Source organism: Tolypothrix tenuis PCC 7101, assembly GCF_963874875.1.
Lineage (GTDB): Bacteria > Cyanobacteriota > Cyanobacteriia > Cyanobacteriales > Nostocaceae > Aulosira > Aulosira tenue.
The window spans coordinates 268,263-292,325 of record NZ_CAWNJS010000002.1; the positions used below are offsets into that span (position 1 = coordinate 268,263).

9 protein-coding genes are annotated in these 24,063 nt (G+C 39.9%); 3 read left to right on the forward strand and 6 right to left on the reverse strand.

What is annotated here, in order from left to right; genetic code table 11:
• Nucleotides 1-10 precede the first annotated feature (10 nt).
• Both AACU25_RS35265 and AACU25_RS35270 read right to left on the reverse strand, forming a co-directional pair.
• Entirely contained in the window at nucleotides 11-9,079 is a 9,069-nt protein-coding gene (locus tag AACU25_RS35265) for a non-ribosomal peptide synthetase (RefSeq protein WP_096584909.1), read from the reverse strand.
• A gap of 18 nt (nucleotides 9,080-9,097) precedes the next feature.
• Nucleotides 9,098-9,694 (reverse strand): aspartyl/asparaginyl beta-hydroxylase domain-containing protein, encoded by a 597-nt coding sequence (locus tag AACU25_RS35270; protein WP_321206559.1) that lies wholly within the window; start codon nucleotides 9,692-9,694, stop codon nucleotides 9,098-9,100.
• A gap of 227 nt (nucleotides 9,695-9,921) precedes the next feature.
• Here AACU25_RS35270 and AACU25_RS35275 point away from each other — a divergent pair, with 227 nt between their 5' ends.
• The 3 genes from AACU25_RS35275 (at nucleotide 9,922) to AACU25_RS35285 (ending at nucleotide 20,340) form a co-directional block, all read left to right on the forward strand.
• Complete coding sequence (locus tag AACU25_RS35275; RefSeq protein ID WP_096584915.1) at nucleotides 9,922-10,686, forward strand: SDR family oxidoreductase; 765 nt, start codon at nucleotides 9,922-9,924, stop codon at nucleotides 10,684-10,686.
• A 205-nt stretch (nucleotides 10,687-10,891) separates the two neighbouring features.
• Nucleotides 10,892-11,821 carry a glycosyltransferase family 2 protein gene (locus AACU25_RS35280; protein ID WP_190445583.1) on the forward strand — a complete coding sequence of 310 codons (930 nt, stop codon included), beginning with the start codon at nucleotides 10,892-10,894 and terminating at the stop codon, nucleotides 11,819-11,821.
• 17 nt (nucleotides 11,822-11,838) lie between these two features.
• Nucleotides 11,839-20,340 (forward strand): non-ribosomal peptide synthetase, encoded by an 8,502-nt coding sequence (locus AACU25_RS35285; protein ID WP_199347153.1) that lies wholly within the window; start codon nucleotides 11,839-11,841, stop codon nucleotides 20,338-20,340.
• 322 nt (nucleotides 20,341-20,662) lie between these two features.
• Here AACU25_RS35285 and AACU25_RS35290 read toward each other — a convergent pair whose 3' ends face one another.
• The 4 genes from AACU25_RS35290 to AACU25_RS35305 form a co-directional block, all read right to left on the reverse strand.
• Nucleotides 20,663-20,968, reverse strand: coding sequence for a hypothetical protein (locus AACU25_RS35290; protein WP_096584921.1), 306 nt, complete (start codon nucleotides 20,966-20,968; stop codon nucleotides 20,663-20,665).
• Nucleotides 20,969-20,990: 22 nt separating this feature from the next.
• Nucleotides 20,991-21,899, reverse strand: coding sequence for a ParM/StbA family protein (locus AACU25_RS35295; protein WP_321206560.1), 909 nt, complete (start codon nucleotides 21,897-21,899; stop codon nucleotides 20,991-20,993).
• 11 nt (nucleotides 21,900-21,910) lie between these two features.
• A complete protein-coding gene (locus AACU25_RS35300; RefSeq protein ID WP_096582084.1) occupies nucleotides 21,911-23,488 on the reverse strand; it encodes a reverse transcriptase domain-containing protein in 1,578 nt (525 codons plus the stop codon).
• 195 nt (nucleotides 23,489-23,683) lie between these two features.
• Complete coding sequence (locus tag AACU25_RS35305) at nucleotides 23,684-23,917, reverse strand: hypothetical protein (protein WP_321206561.1); 234 nt, start codon at nucleotides 23,915-23,917, stop codon at nucleotides 23,684-23,686.
• Nucleotides 23,918-24,063 lie beyond the last annotated feature (146 nt).

Below are 24,063 nucleotides of genomic sequence, written 5' to 3' on the forward strand. Positions count from 1 at the left end.
TAAATAAAACTTACTCTAAATCATCTAAAATGGCATCTAATTCTGTTTCAGATAAATCAACTAAATTAAAGTCGCTGGCACTATAAAATGCTACGTTGGTAGAGGTAAAATCTGTGAGATAAAAACGTAGATTTCTTTGATAACTTTCGGCGATCGCCTGGATACTTTCCTGATAATGTATATTTCGGCTATAAGACCAATCTATTTCTAGTTGTTCGTTTTGAATCCTCGCATTAATTTCTAAAATATGGGGACGTTGTTGTTGAGCAAATAATCCTGTTCCTAATGGTACATTACTAATATTGAATAAACCATTGTTTTTACCTATGCTATCTGTCTGTCCGAGATAATTAAAGCTGATATCAGGTTTTTGGGCGTTAATTAAGGTTGCTTCTTGACGCAGATAACGCAATATGCCAAAGCTGATGCCATGATGGGGAATAGTTCGGATTTGGGTTTTTATTTCTTTGAGTAATAAATCAGGTTCTGCATTCAGGGTAGGTTGTTTGAGCAAAATTGGATATAAAGATGTAAACCAACCTACTGTTCTCGAAAGGTCTAATTTTTCAATAATTTCTTCTCTCCCATGTCCTTCTAAATCGATGAGCCAAGCATCAGACTCATAAGCCTCGGTGAGGGTTTTTAGTAATGCAGCTAGCATGATTTCTTGGACGCTAGCATGATAGTTTGTAGTTGCTTGTTTGAGTAAGAAATTTGTTTCTGCTGGGGTTAGTTGGTAAGATATAACAGCGCTACTATCTACGGTGTTGCTATCAGGGTTGACTGGATAATCAACTGGTAAGGTAGCTACAGGAGTTGAGAGGATGTTTTGCCAAAAGGGAATATCTTGGATAATTTCTGTTGAGTTAGCCAAGTTTTGCAAAGATGTAGTCCACCGTCGATAGGAGGATGTTTTGGGAGGTAGGGAAATAGGCTGTTGTGCGATCGCTTGTTGATAAGCTTGATTTAAATCTGCAAGCAGAATCCGCCAGGATACTCCGTCTACCACCAAATGATGTGCGAAAAGTATCAGGACGTTGCCATATTCAGCAAGGTTTGTGGCATATAGCACCCGTAGTAGAGGCGATCGCTTTAATTGAAAACTTCCGTGTTGAGCTCCGACAATTGCTGCAAACGCTTCTGACTGTGTATCTGGTAGATGGTTACTAAAATCTGCAATTTGCAAGTCCAGATTAATGGACTCTGTATAAGATTGCTCCCATTCTCCCAGATTTTCGATAAATGTCAACCGGAAAACATCATGATGCTGCACTAGAGATTGTAAAGCTAGATTTAGCGCCTCTATATTTAACGATTCATCAATACTCAAGGCTACTGCTTGATTCCAGTGGTGGGGATGAGGGAATTTTTGGGCAAAAAACCAATTTTGAATCGGGGATAGGGGAACCACTCCCGTTAATGGTTCGATAACTGCTAGTTGCTGTTGTAATGGTTTCGCCCTAGCTGCGATTCGAGAGAGAGTTTGGGCTTCAAAAATGTCTTTAGGGCTAATCTCCCAGCCAGCAGCGCGGGCGCGAGATACTATTTGCAAGCTAATTATCGAGTCTCCACCTAACTCAAAGAAATTATCTTGGGGATTTACCGTTTCTAATCCCAAAACTTCTACCCAAATTTGGGCAAATATCTCTTCTGTTTCCGTTTTGGGAATAGCTGGAGTGGTGATTAATTCCGGTGCTGGTAGGGCTTGGCGATCAATTTTACCATTGGGGGTGAGAGGCCAAGCTGTGAGTAACACCACCCCACTAGGAACCATATAAGCTGGTAAGACTGTGGTTAAATAATCTCGTAATTCGTTGCTGCCAGGTGAGTTTTCTGTGGGGATGAGGGCGTAAGCTATCAGGCGTTTGCGCCCTGGTAAGTCTTGACGCACCATAACTACTGCACTATCTACCTTGGGGTATTTGATTAAAGCTGCTTCGATTTCGCCTAATTCAATCCGATAACCGTTGAGTTTAACTTGGGAATCTTGGCGTCCTAAAAAGCGGATGTTTCCTTGTAAATCATATACGCCGCGATCGCCTGTTTTGTAAAGTCGCGCCCCTGGTTGGCTAGCAAAGGGATGGGGAATAAAGGCGGCGGCGGTTAAATCGGCGCGATGTAAGTAACCCCGTGCTAAACTTATACCGCCAATATAAATTTCTCCGGTGACACCAGGGGCGACTGGTTGCAAAAATGAGTCTAGCAGGTAAATTTCCACATTGGCGATCGCTTGACCTATACTCGGTTCGCCAAGTAACTGGGTACAATTCATTAAGCTAGCGCAGACTGTCGCTTCTGTGGGGCCATAAGCGTTAAAACAACTGCGGTTTTCTGTTCCCCAACGGCGGAATAAATCAAGAGAAGCTGCTTCCCCAGCCATAATTAAGGTTTGTAATTGGGGTAAGTCTGTGGGTGCAATAGCAGCTACGAGGGAGGGGGGAAGGGTAATATGGGTGATGTTTGCAGCAGTTAATTTTGCCCACAATGCAGGCGATGAGGTGCGGTTGGCCGCGTCTTGCAGATATAAACTAGCGCCGCTACCCAAAGCCATAAATATTTCGGAAATCGCCGCATCAAAATTTAAAGAAGCAAATTGATAAACCCGACTCGCATCTGTGACTCCAAAACTCTCAGTTTGCGCTTGTACGAGATTTTGTATCCCTGCGTGAGTGACGAGAACGCCTTTAGGTTTTCCTGTGGAACCAGATGTATAGATAATGTAGGCGAGATTTTCTGGTCTAATTTTTAAGTTAGGACGAGTAACAACCTGTAGGAATGATTCTTTCTCATCTTTTAACAAGATAACTCGCACATCTTCAGCAAACAATCCCGATGGCGGCGTTTCATTGCTGAGAATCACAGCAGTTTGGCTATTTTCTACCATAAATTGCGATCGCGCTTTTGGATAGGAGCGATCTAGAGGGAGAAACGCCGCACCTGCTTTTAACACGGCTAAGAGGGCAATAATATAGTCAATTGAAGGGTCAAAATATAACCCGACAATCGACTCATATCTAATACCTGCATTAATTAGAGTAGCTGCTAATTGATTGGCTCGTTGTTCTAACTCACCATAGGTAATTGTCTTGTCGTCAGCAACTAACGCCACTGCTTGAGGATGTAAATCCGCTTGAACTTCAAACAACTGGTGTGCTGTGCGGAAATCTCCCCAATTAATGACATTACCTTTAGCTGTGTGAATAATGCGATCGCATTCTTGCTCTGATAAAGCCTGAATCGCTCCTAACACCTCATGGGGGTGTTGTGCTAAGTTTACCATAATATTTCGCAGGCGCTCTAGCAAGATGTTCGCGGCTGTAGCTGACAAAAATTGTGTCTGATAGTTGAGTTTTAACAACAGTCCGTCATCGGGTATGACACCTACTGTCAACGGGTAATTAGTTCTTTCATAAAACTCGATGTCATCAACTTGAAAATCCTGACGCTGCTCTTTTAAACTTTTGTCAACGGGGTAATTTTCAAAGACTAAAATACTCTCAAATAATGATTCCCCCGCAGCTAAAGGAATCTGCTTTTGAATATCTGTGAGTTTGCTATATTCATATTCCCGCATTTGCACATGATGCTGTTGAATATTTTCTAGCCAACTCGCCACAGTTACAGACGCATTCAACCGGACTCGCATCGGTAAGGTATTAATAAATAAACCTACCATATTTTCTACTTCTGCCAGTTCCGGTGGTCTTCCAGAAACCGTCACCCCAAATACTACATCCTCGCCTGCACCATGTTTTTGTAAACATAATGCCCAAGCACCTTGTGCAATAGTATTGAGTGTCAGCCTTTGGCTTTGCGCCATCTTTTGCAATTGGGCAAATTCAGCTGCATTCAGGCGTAATTCTGCTTCCGCATAAGCCGATAAATTTGTGGCTAATTCTGATGTTTCTAATTGCCAAGATAGGCGAATTGGTGTAGAAATTTCCGCCAATGTTGACTGCCAAAATTCCTGAGCTTCATGTATATTTCGGGCTTTTAACCATTGAACATAATGGCGATAAGGGGGAATTGGTGGTAAGGAATGGGGAACTTGTTGACAGGTTGATTGATAAATAGTCAAAACTTCTTTAAAGATAATTGGTAGTGACCAACCATCAAGAATAATATGATGATGACTCCATACCCATTGCCAGGTAGAATCATCTAAGCGAATCATCACAAACCGCATTAAAGTAGGCTGACTCAAGTCAAATCCGGTTTGGCGATCGCTAATTAAATATTCCGGTAATTTATCTTTTTGTTGTGTTGCCGATAAATTGCGCCAATCTTGTTGTAAAATATAAAAATCTACATTTTTGCTAACAATTTGTAAAGGCTGGTCTTGGTTATCCCAAATAAACGCACTGCGAAGAGTTGGATGTCGTTCTACAACTGTTTGCCAAGCAAAGTTAAAATTATCGATATCAACTTTACCGCTAATGTTACCTGTAACTTGTTCAAAATAAATCCCATCTTCTGAGTTATAAATTGTGTGGAATAACATTCCCTCCTGCAAAGGCGACAGGGGATAAATATCCTCTAAATTAGGATATTTGGCTTGGAGAAGATCTAAATTAGCTTGCTCAATTCGCACCAAGGGAAAATCTGATGGTGTATATCCACCCACACCAATTTCCCGACAATGGCTGAGTATTTCTATCAGGTTGTTATGAAAACATTCCGCCCATGCAGCAATTGTTGTTTCTTGGTGTAAGTTAGAACTATATAACCAATCAACCCGTAATTCTCCTGCAACAACAATGCCATTAATATCAATGATATGTGGGCGTAAACCTTGAGCATCCCGTGTAGGTTCTATGTCTTCATTTACTAAGCACAATAACTGATTTTTCGCGCTTTCATTTCGCACTTGACCCAGATAATTAAAACTGACTTGCCCTGTAGTTGGCAAGGTTTCCTGATTAATATATCTTAACAAACCATAGCCAAAACCGCGTCGGGGAACAGCACGGAATTGTTCCTTAACAGTTTTAATTAAATTCTCGATCTCTAAATTACTGCTAGCTAATTCCAACCGCAGAGGATACAGGGTAGTGAACCAACCCAGAGTGCGCGTAATATCTAAATCCGCCGATAATTCTTCCCTACCATGCCCTTCCATCATAATTTGCAGGGTGGAATTTTGGCTAATCTGGCTCAAGGTTTTCGCCAAAGCTGCGAGTAATAATTCTTGAGGTTGGGTGCGATAAGCTTTATTTGCTTGGATAAGAAATCGGTGGGTTTGTTCTTTGGTTAATTGTCGAGAAACTTTTTTAATTGATGCTTCTAAATTTTCTGTAACAGAGTGGGAAAAATCCAGAGGTAATTTCGCCGTTTCTCCCTTGACAGTCTCCAGCCAAAATTGTCTTTCCGTTTTTATTGTGCTGGAGTGAGCAAAACTGTACAGAAATTGACTCCATTGTTGAAAAGAAGAAGTTGGCGGTGACAGTTCATTCCCATTAATTATTTCTACTAAATCTTGTAATAAGATTCGCCAAGAAACGCCATCAACAATCAAGTGATGAATAACTATTAATAACCGGGGTTGACGATGTTCTGCCAAATTAAACCACATCGCACCAGCTAAAGGCCCGTCATACAAATTTAATGATTTTTGCAGACGTTCAATAGCTGACTGCATTGCCACATTTTGTTCTAATTCTGTGAAGGCTGCTAAATCAATTAGTTCCCAAGCAAAAGCAGCATTCTTATCAGTGTAAAATTGTCGCCAACTTGCATTTTCTTGTGCAAATCGTAACCGGAAACCATCGTGATGGGAAGAAATAACTTGAATTGCTGAGGCGACTGTTTCTGGTTGTAATGATTTGTGAACTTCTAAAAGAATAGCTTGATTCCAATGGTGCGGGTTAGGAAGATGCAGGTCAAAAAACCATTTTTGAATCGGAGTCAAAAGAACTTCACCTACAGCTTTACTAGCAGCTAGGGCTGGGGCGTACATCATTTGTGCTACCCTAGCTAGGCGTTGTACTGTTTGTTCTTGGAAAATTTCTTTAGGGGTTAATATCCATCCTTGACGGCGAATTTCTGTGACGACTTTCAAAGCTAAGATAGAATCACCACCTAAATCGAAGAAATTATCTTCAATTCCAATCCCATCTAAACCTAAAACTTTCTCCCAAACGTGACAAATTACCTTTTCTGCATCAGTTTGTGGTGGTGTCAAACTGCGTTTATTTGAGGCTTGATTCCAATCAGGAACGGGTAAAGCTTGACGATTAATTTTACCTTGAGCAGTTAAGGGCATAGCATCAATAAACATGAATGCTGCCGGTATCATATAATCAGGCAATAGCTCTTTTAATGCTGTCCTTAACTCATTCTTATCAGCCTGTCCCTTGGCTACTACATAAGCTACTAAACGCTTATCTTCTGAAGTTTGAGAATAAACAATAACTGTGGCTTCTGCGACTTGGGGAAGCGCGGCTAAAGCAGCTTCAATTTCTCCTAATTCAATGCGAAAACCGCGTACTTTTACTTGTAAATCCCGTCTTCCCAGATATTCAATATCACCATTAGATAAACGTCGTGCTAAATCTCCAGTACGATAGAGTCTAGCGCCTGGTTGTTGGCTGTAGGGGTTGGGAATAAACCTTTGTGCGGTGAGTGTCGGGCGGTTGAGATACCCTCTGGAAACACCCATCCCACCTACATAGATTTCACCGGGAACGCCCACAGGTGTAGGTTCTAAAGCATCATCTAATATATATATAGATAAGTCGGGAATTTGAACACCGATCACACTACCACGATTCTGCTCTATATCCTCTTTGAATATCGGACGATAGGTAACATGTACGGTGGTTTCTGTAATCCCGTACATATTTATCAAACGTGGTGAGTTATCCCCATATTTTTCTATCCAAGGCTTGAGGCTTTGTAATTCTAATGCTTCTCCACCAAAAATAATTGCCCGTAAGCTTAATTTATCTGCAAATTCTTGGTCGGCGCGGATGAGTTGACGAAAAGCGGATGGAGTTTGATTGAGGATAGTGACGCTTTCTTGTTGTAACAGTCTGCGAAAAGCTTCGGGAGAACGACTTGCTAAATAGGGAACTACAACTAGTTTCCCTCCATACAATAAGGCTCCCCACATTTCCCACACAGAAAAGTCAAAGGCGAAGGAATGAAATAATGTCCAAACGTCGTTTTCGCTAAACTCAAACCACGCTTCTGTACTCCGCATCAGTCTGACTACGTTGTGGTGCGTTACTAAACAACCTTTGGGTTGTCCGGTGGAACCACTGGTGTAAATAATATAAGCTGCTTGTTGGGGTATAATTTCCGTAGTTACTGTAATATCTGCGGTCAATTTTATCCTGTCAATGACCAAGATTTCCCCTAGCTTAACTGGTAGCTGAGAAAGTAAATTCTCTGTGGTTAATATCAAGCTAATACCACTATCTTCGGCGATAAAACTTAGCCTTTCTGGGGGATATTGGGGATCTAAAGGTACATAAGTCCCGCCTGCTTTTAAAACTGCTAGTAACGAAATTATTAACGCTGCACTGCGTTCTTGAAAAATACCAACTCTTGTTTCTCTCCCGACGCCTTTTTGTTGCAAAATCGCTGCTAATTGCTGAGAACGTTCGTTTAGTTCCTGATAGGTTAATTTCTCTTCAGCGCTGCTGATGGCAATTTTATCAGGATATTTATAGGCGGTATGAATAAACAGTTCAACTAAGTTTGTCGGTTCCCATTCACCAGTGTCTTTACTCCCACCTAAAACCAAAAGTTCTTGGCGTTCCTGGGCTGTTAACATCGGTAAGGCGTTAATGCTAACATCCGGGTTATTCACAACATGAATTAACAGTTGTTGATAATGCGTTAATAACCTCTGGGCTGTTTCTGAGGTGAACAAGTCTGTGTTATATTCCAGTGCAACTTGCCATCCTGATTCAGAAGGTTCTAACATCAAACTCAAATCAAACTTAGCGCCGCCATTATCTATATATATAGGTGTAGCAGTAAGTCCTGGTAATTGAATTTCGCCGATGGGTGCATTTTGCAAGACGAACAGAGTTTGAAAAATTGGCGCACGACTAGGATCGCGTTGGATTTGTAGTTGATCTACTAACAGTTCTAAAGGGACATCTTGATTAGCATAAGCTGCTACACAAGTTTTGCGGATTCTTCGGAGAAATTCACTAAATGTCGGTTGACCAGAAAGGTCGCCACGTAAAGATAAACTGTTAATAAAACAACCAATCAGATGAGCAATTTCACTACGTTGACGATTAGCGATCGCACTGCCAACAATAATATCAGTTTGACCAGAATAACGAAATAATAAAACTTGATAGACTGCTAATGCCACCATAAAAAAGGTAGCACCTTCTGCTTTTCCTAATGCTTCTAACCCAGCTGTCAGGGATGCTGACAGAGGTTCCCTCAGCACAGCACCATTAAAAGTTTGAGTGGCTGGACGTAGTTTATCTAGAGGTAAATCTAGAATCGGTAAAGGTGCTACTAGGGTTTTTTCCCAATTAGCTAATTGTTGTTGAATAGTCTGGGTTTTTAACCAATTTAATTGCCATTCTGCATAATCTCCATATTGAATTGGTAATTCTGGTAAAGCTACTTTTTTACCTGCAACAAATGCACTATAAAATTCTGTCAGTTCTTGAACAAAGATACCCAAAGACCAACCATCACTAATAATATGATGCAAATTCACTAACAGAATATGCTCTTGTGGGGATATCTCATACAAAACTACCCTCATCAATGGCCCAGTGACGAGGTTGAAGGGTATTTGCGCTTCCGTTTCTAAAATACTGTAAATATTATCTATTGGTAAATTGAGAATTTTTTGCTCTAAAAAAAAATCCTGTTCGCAGTGGATTAGTTGAACGGGTTCACCATTTTCTATAGCAAAGGTTGTCCTGAGAATCTCATGGCGATGAATAATTTGCCTACAGGATTTCTCTAAAGCTATGACATCCAACTGACCAACTAAAAGTAAAGCAATCGGAATATTATAAGCAATATTGCCAGGATTTAAGATTTCCTGATACCATATCTGCCTTTGCGCCAAAGATAGAGGTAATACACAAACTTCCATAGATTCCAGTAGATGTAATTACTTGGAGGCGGATTCAGTTTGAAGTAAAATCTTTAACCAATACTCTTCATCAATTTGTTGATTACTGGTTAATGCTTCATTAATGGTAAATGCAGATTTGGTAAAGTCTATTAATAATATAATTCTCGTTTTATCAGATTTATTCCAAGCTTCATGTTCCAAGGTATCATCAAAAATCAAGCATTTACCTTCCTGCCAACTTCTGGTTTCTTTGTCTACTCTAATCGCACAGCTATCAGGAACCATTACCCCCAAGTGGCAGCGTAGTACAGCTTGAGTTGCACCAAAATACGGACCGATATAAGTACCAGGAGCTAAAGAAGAAAACCCTGCTGTGAGCATACCAGGTATTCCTTCTACTAACTTAGTTGTTTCTGGACACAATCGACAATTTTCCGCGATTTTTTGACCAAAAGCATAAAATCCAAAAACTTCCCAGCCTTGATTATAAATATTTTTTTCTGGCCAATCAATAAAGTTTTGAGGTTGTAACTGCTCTAATTCTTTACGGACAGTTAACCAATTGGCTTCTAATGCAGTTGTAAATTCAAATTCATTTGCTAAGAAAAACATTATTTTATTAACTTGAATCAATAAAGTATGGTCTTGTATTTTATAAATTTGGAATTGATTATCAGAAGTATATCATGCTTTCATTTTTGCTGGTCAGCTATGCTAAAATTTCATGACAACTAACACATAATTTTTTCAGTTTTATGACATATATTTTAATATTATATATTGTTAAACTATATGTATTGCTATTTACATATAGTACCAAAAATTTTCAATCTCCAATTGCTAACAAGTGAAAAATTAATATGAAGCTAGAAAATGTGCGTGCGATAATTACTGGTTCGTCTAGTGGAATTGGACGTTGTATCGCTTTAGAATTAGCCCATATAGGCGCGCAAGTCGTAAGTGGCGATTTGGATCTGGATGGTTTGAAAGAACTGGAAACAGAAAGTCTAGAACTATCAGGAAAAATTTATGGAATTCATTTAGATGTAGCGAATGAAACTTCGGTAAAAGATTTTATTACCCAGGCTTTTGAAAAGATTGACAATATTAATACGTTAGTAAACAATGCTGGTATTCTTCGTGATGGGTTACTAGTTACACGGGATGAAGAAGGTTGGCTACGGAAATTACCCACCGCACAATGGAAGCGAGTGATTGATGTCAACTTAACCGGTGCTTTTTTGATGGCGCGAGAATTTGCGGCTGCGGCGATTGAGAGAAACATTAATCCCAGTTTGATTGTCAATATTTCCTCTATTACCAGATCTGGTAATCCCGGTCAGTCGAATTACAGTGCTTCTAAGGCAGGATTAGATGCAGATACACGCACATGGGCTTTAGAATTGGCACCCTTTGGATTTCGGGTAGCAGGTATCGCACCTGGATTGACAAATACCCCAATTCTTAGCCGGGTATCTCCTGAAGCTTTAGCCCAAATGACAGCACAAATACCCCTGGGGCGCATAGCTGAACCTTATGAAATCTGGCAAGCCATGCGTTTTATTATTGAATGTGACTATTTTACTGGTAGCGTCATCGATGTAGATGGTGGTGCGCGATTTTAAAGAGCAAAAATTTATTCAGAATCACCGGAAAGAAGGAGTATAGAGATAATTCTATCCTCTTTGAACTTAGTGTAGACGTAGCCCACCGCAGGCATTGTTTGGGGGTGAAAAATCACCTTGCTTGTGTTTTCTATCTTATAATTAATTCCACCCATGTACTTGTATCCTACTTTATATAACTAAGTAGATGGGAAGTTACTTCTGTATGTCGAAAGTGAGTATCATAACTCCCTGTTACAATGCAGAGAAATTTATTAGTAAGACCATAGAAAGCATACGATCCCAAACCTTTATTGAATGGGAGTATATAGTTGTAGATGATGGCAGCACAGATAAATCTGTGGATGTAGTGTCATCTTATCTAGCCCATGAACCGCGTTTGAAGCTAGTCAAGCAAACTAATGCTGGTGCGTGCAATGCTCGTAATAACGGCTTTAAAGCTTGTGCGTTGGAATCCCAATACTTACTATTTTTTGATGCAGATGACTGCCTAGAGCCGCAAATGCTGGAGGTAATGGTAGAATACCTGGATGCTCATCCTCAGGTAGGACTTGTTTACTGCGATAGTTGGTTTATTGACCCAGAGAATCGGATTTTACTAACACCAGAACATCGCAGATTTGTTCCTGAGGGTTTTGTTATTCGAGAACTGTCTTATGAAACTCCACAAACACCCTTGATTGCGGTTGCTTGTGGAGGAGGGTTATATGAAAGCTATTGTGTGATGCGTAGGAGTATTTATGAACAGACATGTGGATGGGATGAATGGTTAGGACAGGGAACAGAAGGAGTCGATTTATTTACTCAAATTGCGCTGTTGAGTGAAGTGCATTTTATCCCCCAAAAACTGTATAGATATCGCCAATATCCTCTTCAAGCAACCAGGAAAACGATAGATTTGCAAAAGCAGCTTTTCTCGCTGCTTTCTAAGTGGAAAGAGGGTAAATGGTTGACATCAGAGCAAAAGAAGAGAATCGATGAAGTTCTGTGGTTATTTGAACATCGATTAGAGCCTTTCTTTAATATATTACATGGAACCTATTTGTTGCGAGCGGGACAATTTGTTACAGCATTCAAATTATACATATCAGGATTTAGCAAGTATTTAGTTTCATTTTTACCATTACAACTTTAAAGTCACTTTGATTGATTATGAATTATTCAGAAATAGATGATATTGAACTTTTAGAATTATTGTTAGAAGAAGATGGAATCAAACAGGATACAGAACAATTTCTTATTCCCCGGCGCAGTTTGAAGGAAGCGCCATTATCTTTCCAGCAAAGACGCTTATGGTTTCTTTATGAATTAGAACCGACATCTTCGGCTTATAATATTTGTTCTGTATTCAGTCTGCAAGGATTGCTCATTGTTGAGGCTTTACAGCAAGCTTTTCGAGAATTGCAACAAAGACATGAAAGCTTGCGTACCACATTTACAAATTTTGATGGTGAAGCTAGGCAGATAGTTCACCCCAATTTTCTCACAGAAATTAGTTTAGAAGATTGGAGCTATCGCCCACTTACAGAAACTGAACCAGAAATTTTTCATATAGGGCGTTCTGAAGCTGATTATACCTTTGATTTAGCCACAGGCCCCCTCATCCGCGCCCGACTTTTTCGCCTGACACCACAGCAATACATTCTTACCCTGACTCTGCATCATATTATCGCTGATGCTTGGTCTATAGGCGTGATTTTACAAGAAATTGCTGTTTTGTATCAACTAGCAATTAAAGGAGATAAAACAGGAATTCCCGAATTAAAAATTCAATACGCCGACTATGCTGTATGGCAACAAGAAAAATACAATCCTTTAACTTTAGCAGATAGCCTGAATTATTGGGAAAAACAACTATCAGAATTACCCATCCTGCAATTTCCTATTGATTTTTCTCGACCCCGCTTACAAACATTTCGTGGTGATTTAGTAAAATTTGAATTGCCAAACCATCTCACCAAAAACCTCCGCACTTTTAGTCAAAAATCAGATGCGACTTTGTTTATGACGCTGATGGCTAGTTTTCAAGCTCTTTTGTCTCGCTACACAGGACAAGAGGATATACCCGTAGGAACTTCCATCGCCAACCGTCCGGGATTTGATGCGGAAAAACTCATTGGTTTTTTCGTCAATATGTTAGTAATTCGCACTGATTTAGCCGATGAACCGACTTTTCGCTCGTTGGTAAATAGAGTGAAAACAACTCTTTTAGAGGCTTTTGAGCATACAGAAGTACCCTTTGAAACTTTGGTAGAACGCCTAAATATTGAACGTGATACTAGCCGGAATCCTTTATTTCAAATTGCTTTTACTTTATTAAATTCTCCATTACCGAATTTTGGGATAGATGATTTAGAAATTTCTATATTAGCCAATCAAGAAGCAGCGCGTTTCGATTTAGAACTATTTATCACCGAAAGTGCAGATAGTTTGCATGGGGTTTTATCCTATAATATTGATTTATTCAGACGAGAAACAGTAGAAAGATTGGCGCGTCATTTTTGTCAACTGCTAGAAAGTTTAGTAACGCAACCAGATACACCGGTAAGTCGGTTATCTTTCTTGCTTCCAGAAGAATTAGCGCCATTAGTACCTGTTCAAGCCCAGGAAACTTTTTCTGTAACATCCTGTTTGCATGAAGTTTTTAATCAACAGGTAAAATTACGTCCGCAGCAGACAGCGCTAATTTTTGCAACAGAAAAGCTTACCTATGAACAATTAAATCATCGCGCCAATCAATTAGCCCATCATTTAATTAATCGCGGTGTCAAACCAGAGTCAAGGTTGGGGTTGTGGTTGTCTCGTTCTTTAGACTTGGTAGTGGCTATTTTAGCTATCTTGAAAGCAGGGGGTGTGTACGTTCCCTTCGATCCTGACTATCCAAGCGATCGCATTGCTTATATGCTGGAAGATAGTCAAGTTGCAGTTTTGCTCACCCATACCCAATTTCAAACACAAATTCCCCCCCACCAAGCCACAACTATATTTATCGATAATTGCGAAGTTGAACTAGCAACACAACCAACCACCGCACCATCGGTTTTAGTTCATCCCGATAACGCCGCTTACATTATTTACACGAGTGGTTCCACAGGAAAACCGAAAGGAGTTGTCGTTACCCATCGTCATGTTGTGCGGTTAATGTTGGCGACGGAAAAATGGTTTAAATTTAACGCTAAAGATGTCTGGACACTCTTTCATTCCTGCGCCTTTGATTTCTCAGTTTGGGAAATTTGGGGCGCTTTTTTCTTTGGTGGACGTTTAGTTATTGTACCTTATTTAGTCAGTCGCTCTCCAGAAGAATTTTATAATTTACTTTGCGATCAAAAAGTCACAGTTTTAAATCAAACTCCCTCAGCTTTTCGCCAATTAATGCAAGCCGAAGCATCACTGGGTAGAGAAGGAGAATTAGAATTACGCTATGTAATCTTTGGTGGGGAAGCTCTTGATTTAGCCAGCTTAGAACCTTGGTTTGAACGCCACGATGAAGAGTTTCCCTTGCTAGTAAATATGTATGGGATTACGGAAACTACAGTCCATGTTACTTACCGTCCAATTCGCTTACGCGATGTTAAACAACGTCTAGGAAGTTTAATTGGTAAACCAATTCCTGACCTTTCCTTATATATTTTAGATCGTCATTGCCAACCTGTTCCTATTGGTGTTATCGGCGAAATGTATGTTGGTGGTGCGGGTGTGACTCGCGGTTATTTTAACCGTCCGCAATTAACCGCCGAGCGCATGATTCCCAATCCTTTTCACAATTCAAAACCAGAACGTCTCTATAAAACCGGTGATTTAGCTCGTTTTCTCTACAACGGTGAAATTGAATATATAGGACGCAACGATCATCAAGTCAAAATTCGGGGTTTCCGCATTGAACTAGGCGAAATTGAAGCAGTTATCAAACGTCATCCAGGGGTACGGGATGCTTTAGTTATAGTCCGTGAAGCCAGCCAGGAAGATATGAGAATAGCAGCTTATATCGTCCCCAAAAATCAAATTCCTGATCAGGAGAATTTAACCAGGGAACAAACCGAAGAATGGCAATATACTTTTAACGAAACCTATCAGGAAACTGACACAGAAACTGACCCAGATTTTAATATCATTGGTTGGAATAATAGTTACGATAATCAGCCGATTCCCGCCGCACAAATGCGTCAATGGCTAGATAATACCCTGGCGCGAATCCAAGCACTGCAACCCCAAAGAGTGCTGGAAATTGGCTGTGGTACAGGAATGATTTTGTTGAATATTGCACCTCAGGTTGAATCTTATTGGGGAACTGATTTTTCCCAAGCAGCTATTAACCGATTAACAAATATTATCCAAAATCAATCTTTGTCTCATGTGCGCTTGTTCTCTAGAGAAGCCATCAATTTTGCAAACATTCCTACCTCTGACTTCGATACAATTATTATTAACTCCGTTGCTCAATATTTCCCATCCCTTGAATATTTACAGCAAGTAATTGCTGGTGCTTTGCAAGTATTAGCACCGGGTGGTAGTTTATTTATTGGCGATAACCGCAGCTTACCGCTTCTCAATTATTTCCATAGCAGCGTTGCCTTTTTTCAAGCAGCAGATAATATAGATAGAGAGAATTTTCAAATCCAAGTTAACCGCCTAGCAGAAGCGGAAAGTGAGTTAGTAATTGACCCCAATTTCTTTATCAATTTAACTCAAGTATTCCCTAATATCGCCGCAGTCGAAGTTCATCTCAAAGCCGAAAATAACCATAATGAATTAACCAAATATCGTTACGATGTGATCTTGCACAAATCAGGCGCAGAACAAAATGATATTGTTGAGGCTGTTTGGCAAGATTGGGAAAATGCAAATCTTCAATTAGATGATTTACGGCACAAAATTATAGAAGTAGGTGCTATTGGTTGGCGTGGTATTGCCAATGCGCGCTTAATTAAAGATGCAGCTATTTGGCAATGGTTGCAAGGTATTAATAGTAATATTAATAGTCATACTATCAAAGAATTACGCGAATTTATTAATCAACTAGATTTACAATCAGCAATTGAGCCAGCAGATTTATATACTCTGGCTCAAGAAATCGGTTGTGAAGTAAATATCAGTTATTCGCCAGATTCTAATCATCAATATTTTGATGTTTGTTTCTATCCGCAAACAAACGGTAAATGCCGTTCTCCGCTAATGCCAATTAGCAATAAAATATTGCATCAAGTTGCTAATTATTATGCCATCAATCCCCTGAAAGCACGTTTTGCGAAAACCTTAATTTCTCAATTAAAAGCACAGGCGCGGGAAGAATTACCAGAATATATGTGTCCCGCCTCTTTTGTACTGCTAGAAAGCTTTCCCCTAACTCCCAGTGGTAAGCTAGATAGACGCGCCTTACCAGCACCAGATAGAGAACAAGAAATTAGCAGAGAATCTTTTGTTCAACCGACAACTCCCACCCAAACAAAACTATGTCACATCTGGAGTGATGTTTTGGGAATTGAGCAAATTGGTATCGCCGATGATTTCTTCCATTTAGGAGGACATTCACTATTAGCAACTAAATTAGTTTCTCGGATTCGGGAAGAGTTTAATTTAGCTTTACCATTGCGGACAGTTTTTGAGTATTCCACCATTGCAGGTTTAGCAGCAGAAATTGAACGCCTAGCGGAAGGTAATAATATTAGCAATGCACTTTTAGATATTATCCCTCAAGTTAGTGATCGCCAAAATTTACCGTTGTCTTTCTCTCAATCTCGACTGTGGTTTTTAGATTTATTAGAACCGCATAATCCCGCTTACAACATCGCCGTTGCATTTCGCTTAGATGGGAAATTAAATCGAGAAGCACTACAGCAGAGTTTGCAAACCATAATTCAACGCCACGAAGTATTACGCACGACTTTTGACAATCAAGATGGAGTTCCCATCCAAGTTATTCACCCAACTTATCCAGTCCCCTTAATCGTCACAGAACTACAGCAAGCAGAACAACTCCAAGAGTTAATTAGCCAAGCAATTACCACTCCCTTCAATCTGCGTAGTCTACCTTTACTTCGTGTTCATCTCTATCAATTAGCCGAAGATGTTCATGTTTTTGTTCTAGTCATCCATCATATTATTGCTGATGGTTGGTCTTTGGGATTAATGATTAAGGAATTATCCTTATCTTATACAGCATTTTGTCAAGGAGAAGTAGCCAAGTTACAGCCTCTACCTATACAATATGCAGATTTTGCCCATTGGCAACGCACAACTTTTGAGCAAACCCAACTACAAGCACAACTGGCTTACTGGAAACAAAAACTTGCTGGTAAAATAGAGGTTTTAGAATTACCCACAGATTATCCCCGTCCGGCGATCGCTCGTTATCAAGGTGGTACAGTATCCTTTACAATCAACAGGGAAATATCCGCAGCATTTCAGAAATTATGCGAAGGGCAAGGTGCTACCCTATTCATGGGCTTATTAGGGGTATTTAGCACCCTGTTAATGCGTTATTCAGGACAGCAAGATTTCTTAATTGGTACACCAATAGCTAACCGCAACCGCAAACAAGTTGAAGAATTAATTGGCTTTTTTGTCAATACTTTAGTTATAAAAACTGATTTAAGCGGTAATCCTGATTTTACAAATTTACTATTACGCATTAAAGAAGAAACCCTAAAAGCCTACGCCCACCAGGATGTACCTTTTGAGAGAATAGTCGAAGAAATTCAGCCTGAGAGAAATCTCAGTCATAATCCCTTGTTCCAGGTGATGTTTGTATTACAAAATGCACCAATGGGTAAACTAGAATTACCCCAGTTGCAATTAACTCCGTTAGAATTGGAGCAAGTGACAGCCAAGTTTGATTTAACTTTGTTGATGACAGAAACAGAACAAGGAATTCAAGGGCAATGGGAATATAGAACCGATTTATTTGATGTCACAACTATTAATAGAATGGTAGGACATTACCAAACTTTGCTGGAAGCTATTGTAGCTAATCCCCAGAAGTGCATTACTGCACTACCTCTATTAACAGCAACTGAGCAACATCAGCTATTAGTAAATTGGCATAATACTCAAGTTGATTATTCCCAAGATATATCTCTCCATCAATTATTTGAAGTTCAGGTAGAAAAAACACCGGATGCAATAGCAGTAGTATTTGAAAATCAATATTTAACTTATGATGATTTAAATAAACGTGCTAATCAATTAGCCCATTACCTCCAAAATTTAGGAGTTAAACCAGAGGTAGTAGTAGGCATTTGTATTGAACGCTCTCTAGAAATGGTAGTAGGATTATTAGGGATTTTGAAAGCTGGTGGTGCTTATCTCCCCATCGATTCAGCTTATCCCCAAGAACGCATCAATTTCATGTTAGCAGATGCTCAGATATCTATATTATTAACCCAAGAAAAACTACTACCAAAATTGAGCCTGCAAAATAATGTACAGATTATTTGTTTAGATAGCGACTGGGAAATTATTGCTCAACAAAGTATATATAACCCAGTTAGCAGGACAATAGCAGATAATTTAGCTTATATCATTTATACATCTGGTTCCACAGGGAAGCCTAAGGGTGTGATGATTAATCACCGTGCTATTTGCAATCATATGTTATGGATGCAAACGACCTTTGCTTTTCAGGAAACAGACACAGTACTACAAAAAACTCCCTTTAGTTTTGATGCTTCGGTTTGGGAATTTTACGCACCTTTATTAGTCGGTGGAAAGTTAATCATTGCTAGACCTGGTGGTCATCAAGATGTTAGTTATTTGCTGGAAGTGATTAACCAACAACAAGTAACTATTGTGCAACTTGTGCCATCATTGCTGCAAATGCTTTTAGAACAAGCAGGAATTGAAAAATGTGATTCTCTTAAACATATCTTCTGCGGTGGTGAAACTTTACCTTTAGTACTGCAAGAAAGTTTATTGAGCCGACTAAATGTGAATCTGTATAATCTTTACGGCCCAACTGAAGCTTGTATTGATGCTACTTTCTGGACTTGTCAAGCCGAAATAAATCAAAAGAATGTCCCTATTGGTAGACCAATTCACAACGCAAAAACTTATATTCTTGACTCTAATTTGCAACTAGTACCGATTGGTATTCCTGGGGAATTGTACATAGGTGGTGCTGGACTAGCCAGGGGATATTTCAAACGTCCAGAATTGACCGCTGACAAATTTATCGCTAACCCTTTCAATCATATAAAATCAGAGCGTCTTTATAAAACAGGTGACTTAGTTCGCTATCTTCCCGACGGTAATATTGAATTTTTAGGACGCATTGATAACCAAGTTAAAATTCGCGGTTTCCGCATTGAACTAGGAGAAATTGAAGAAGTCTTAAATCAGCATCCAGATGTACTCAATGCGGTGGTAATTACTAGTGTAGATGCAGTAGGAAGTAAAAAGTTAGTTACATACATTGTCCCCGCAACTGAGCAACTTACCTCAGTAAATCAGCTACGGAACTTCCTGAAAAGTAAACTTCCTGATTACATGATTCCCAGCAACTTTGTCATTTTGGATACTTTACCTTTAACACCTAATGGCAAGGTTGATAGAAAAGCCCTAGCTTCACTGAATGTAGAAACAAAAATTGCATCCAGTAAACAAATTTTACCTCGAACACCATTAGAATATAAATTAGTAGAAATCTGGGAAGAAATACTACAAATCAGCCCTATTGGTGTAACTGAAAACTTCTTTGATTTAGGCGGCCACTCTCTCTTAGCAATTCGGTTAATAGCAGCAATTGAAAAACGTTTAGATTGTAATCTACCTGTTGTTGCTTTATTCCGAGAAGGTACAATCGAAAAGATAGCAGCTTTAATAGAGCAAGAGCGGACAACCAGCGATTTAGATGTTCTAGTTCCTCTACAAACCAAGGGAAATTTACCTCCCTTATTTCTCGTGCATCAAGCCGGTGGTTATGCTCTTTCCTACTCCTTACTAGCTCAAAATTTAGGTCAAGAACGTCCAATTTATGGACTGCAAGCTCATGGCTTAGATGGTAAACAAGCGCCTTTAGAAACCATCGAAGCAATGGCTGCTAGCTATATTAAAGCAATTAGAGCCATGCAACCTTCTGGGCCTTATTTATTAGGTGGTCACTCTTTGGGAGGACTTATCGCCTTTGAAATCACAGCCCAATTAGAAGCTATGGGTGAACAGGTAGAAAATCTGTTAATTATCGATACCCATCCACCATTACCCACATTAGAAATTGAAAGTTCTTTAGAAGATGATGCTGCTATTCTTTGCTTCTTAGTTGAGCAAATAGCTATTCATTTTAACACAAATCTCAAAATTCCCTACGAAGAACTATCCAGCCGCAACCAAGCAGAGCAATTTCAGTATGTACTAGAAATCTTGCAGCAGTCTGAAGTTATTCCCCCTGATTCAGGGCAAAATTTAATTGCTGGGTTAATTAACGTTTACAAAGCTAATGTGCAAGCAAGTTTGCATTATCAACCGCCAACTGTTAATGCTGATATTTCACTTTTTAAAACTGCATCATTGGCAGAGAATTTTCCTGATGATCCTACTGTAGGCTGGAGCGAATTAACCAAAGATAAAGTGCGCGTTTGTTGTTTAAGCGGCGAACACCAAACGATTTTGCAAGATCCTCATCTGCAAAAATTGGTAGCAGAAATTAAAAAGTGTTTGTAACTACTGGAGTTTAGACTAGTTCCCGATGCGAAACTCCAAACCTTTAAGGCAATTAATGTATATCAAATATAAGCGCTCCCACGCATAACTTCAGCAGGTGTAGTACATTTGCACGTAAACTTTGGCTAAGGAACCAAATAAATAAGAATAACAAGGCACGACTTCGCAAAAGTGTTGCGCGACATTACCTACGAAAAATCCTTGCTGTGAGCAGATCATCGATTTCATAGAGTAAGTGTTTCTTAGTTTTTTCTTTCTCCAAAACTGGGTGAAGAAAAGAGCAGTGTAGCTCTTGGTGCGAACCAAGAGCTACCCCACTTGCTTACAAATCAAAATCAAGAGTAAAAGTTTCGCCATCTGAAGTTTCTTGAATTTCTTGTGTAGATGGCGTTGAAGTAGACTGTTCTTCTAGGTTTTGCTTTGTAGCATTAGGAGTAACAACAGGTGTATATGTGACTGCTGGATATATCGGGAATGCACCTTTTTTAAACGCAAAATAGCAATCAATGATAAAGTAAAGCGTCTCCAGGTAACTTTTATCTAATTGTTGTGATTCTGCAAATATGCGTTCGCGGTAGCTGTCTTTGATGCGAATTTTTTCTGGGGTTGAGTCTTGTTTATCTGCCATCGTTATCTTCTACAAAGTATGCTTAGGTATTCTTTTTGACAATTGCTTTAGCCATTTCTAATAGCCCAAAGGCATTAGCTTCTACCGGATTATCTAGAATTCGGAACCCATTCTTCTCTAATAACTTCTTAAATCCAGGTAACAGACAACCGCCACCAATCGCCCAAATTTCGTCTCCAGCGTGTTTGGCATCAAGTGTGAGATTCACAACTTTCTTCAAGTATTTTTCGTACCAGTCCTTTAAACAAGCACTGTAGACATCTTTGATATCAATATCACGGCTATACCTGGTATGTCCCATTTCTAGACAAAATCGAATTTTTGATGGGTCACCGATTTTACCGCCATTAAGATGTTTCATCTTTTGGGAGATATCCTCTATGAGGACTTCTACACCTGTGGGATAAGGAGTGTGAACTTCACGCTTACCTTGGCTGTAACGAGAATACAGAGTGGTACCATTGCCAAAGTCCAAAACAGTTAATTTTGGCGGAAGTTGTTGCCCAAACAATGCACCCATTCCCTCGGGGACGACTTTGAGCACTTCTATCTTGACCTCTGAAACTTTGCCAGCAAGTATTGGTTGGTATTCACCGTTGAGTACTTGTTTCAAGTCTTCTGCCAAAGCGACATCATGTAAGCTAACGACTAACTTTAAATGCCAAGCTTTACGGTGTGGCAGATGTGCCAATGCACCCAATAATGTAATCAGTGCATTATTGACTTTATTTTCATTGCTGTCGGTATTGCGTTCAAAATGATAACCCGTACGAAAAGCAGATTCGGTAGAGTCGAGGGAGAGTATTATCTCTCGCCCCTCTCTGTTAAATCTGGACGTGCGTATTTCTACGCATCCAGCTTCCGATATTCTTAGACATAAACTATTTATTGGCTGTTCTCTCGTCCCAAAACGAAAGGGGTTTTCGCGCACAAGAGTCTCGGCTAATTTTCGTTCTGTCTTTTGCTCATGTGGATATAATCGTGACAGCTTTCATGTACGACTATCAGATTTTTATCTTTCCAGTTTCCATGATTGCCATCTATGTGATGTAAATCTACCTTTTCTTCTGAGGTCAATTTATGACCACAGTATCCACACGTATGGTTTTGCTTTCGTAATAGTTTTGAGGTTATGCCGTCGTATAATTTATTGTTCCTTTGAGACCAGTAAATCAAATCTCCATCAAAGGGTGATTTATTTCCTTTGACTTTGATATGGGCATTTTCAGAGTAAGAAACCGCAGGGAAGGCTTGTTTTACGAGCTTTTCGGCAGTTCGCCTATCAAGCTTTGTTTCTTTATTAAATACCTTGAATGCTCTGTAGTTCATGTGCCACAGTGAAAATCGTGACCCATCCATTTTGCAGAACTTGTGGTAATTTCTCCAACCTCTAACTATTGGAGCTAATTTCTTAGCCTTGACCTTAGCACCATAATTCGAGTTATTGACGATTCTTTTAACTTTCTTACGGAATGCTTTAAAGTTTTCCTGTGAGGGAAAACATTTTAACTTCCCGTTTTGCTGTACTTTGAATTTCCAGCCTAGAAAGTTAAATCCATCTGTCGAGGCGGTTAGCTTTGTCTTTTTCTCGCTGACTTTTAGTCCTCGTTTTGCTAAGAATTGGCTGATTTTGTCAAGTATTTTGTCTGCGTTGTCTTCCGGTCTGAGAAAGAACACCATGTCATCGGCATATCTAACACAGGCTTTTACTATTTTTGTGTTAGGCGTATTGGGCGTTACCCTTTTGTTTTTGTCTTTATGATATTGATGTAAATCTTCAATACCATTTAGGGCGATATTTGCTAGTAATGGGCTGACCACTCCTCCTTGTGGTGTGCCTTGTTCGGGGAATTCGGGGTTTATCCCCGCCTTTAATGCTCGGAAAATCCCCGTTTTTAACCTTTTGGGGGCGATGAGGTTTTCCATTATGGTGTTGTGGTTTATCCGGTCAAAGCACTTTTCTATGTCTAGCTCAAGGATTCTTTTTGTGATGCCATTACTTACGGATGACAAGTTGTTCGCTATCTGCTTTTGGGCATCGTGGGCAGAGCGCCCAGTTCTGAATCCATAGCTATGTTCGTGGAAAGTTGCTTCGTGTGCTGGCTCCAGTGCATATTTTGCGAGGCATTGCCAAGCTCTATCCGCAATAGTGGGAACTTTTAGGTATCTTATGGAACCATCCTTTTTGGGAATTGGTATCAGTCTAAGTTTGTTGTGATACCAATCTCTTTGTCTGAGTAACAATTCAAGGTTGAATCTTTCCTCATAGGTTAGGGCAAGTTTCCCATCAATACCCGCAGTCTTTTTACCAGCATTTAGCTGTGTTACTTGACGAATCGCCAGAAACCTAGCTGCAAAGGATTTCAGAATCAGCTTTTGTAGTGACCTAGCTTTGCGCTTGTCTCCAACTCGAACAGCTTTAAACACTCTTTTTTGTAAGCGGAAAAGGTTCGCCCGGAATTTCTTCCAGGGTAATGATTTCCAAGATTCACTAGTAATTTTCTTACTGTGCCTAATCATGCTCTACTCCAAGTCGCGTTTTCTGAATACCTCAGAGCAGTTACGCTCTGTCCTACCCGATACAAGGGAGTTCCGTATCTCGTCTTACCTACTGTGGGTTTTCGACCTTTCCCCAGACCCTTATACCGTTTTTACTCGTTCCGTTCTTTCGATTGTTTTGATGGTTTAGGACAGTCCAGTTTGCCTATCCTCTCCTCAGAGATTGCAGCTATTGTCGGCGTGATGCTGCGAGAATAAGAGGATGTAGTCTGCATTTTGTTTTTCAGGTTGCAGCTTTACACTGAGACATTTTTCTAGGACTTGTTTTATCCATGCCATCTCCCCGTTAGCACCAGTGTGGTCTTCCTGCTTAACCTCTGGTTGTGCCCTGTTCCCAGCTTCAGCCTCCATAATTCCGAGTATGGTCACTGTGGGCAGATAGGGAGTCACTTGTCTCCTCAAGGGTAGGACTTGCTTTTCTAGGTTACTAGGCTCACCTACATCAAAAGAACAGTTATATAATTTGAAAGCAGCTTTCAAATTATGCTCTAGCCATACCTCCCTTAATAGGGGTTCCTGCTAGAAACGAGCCGCAC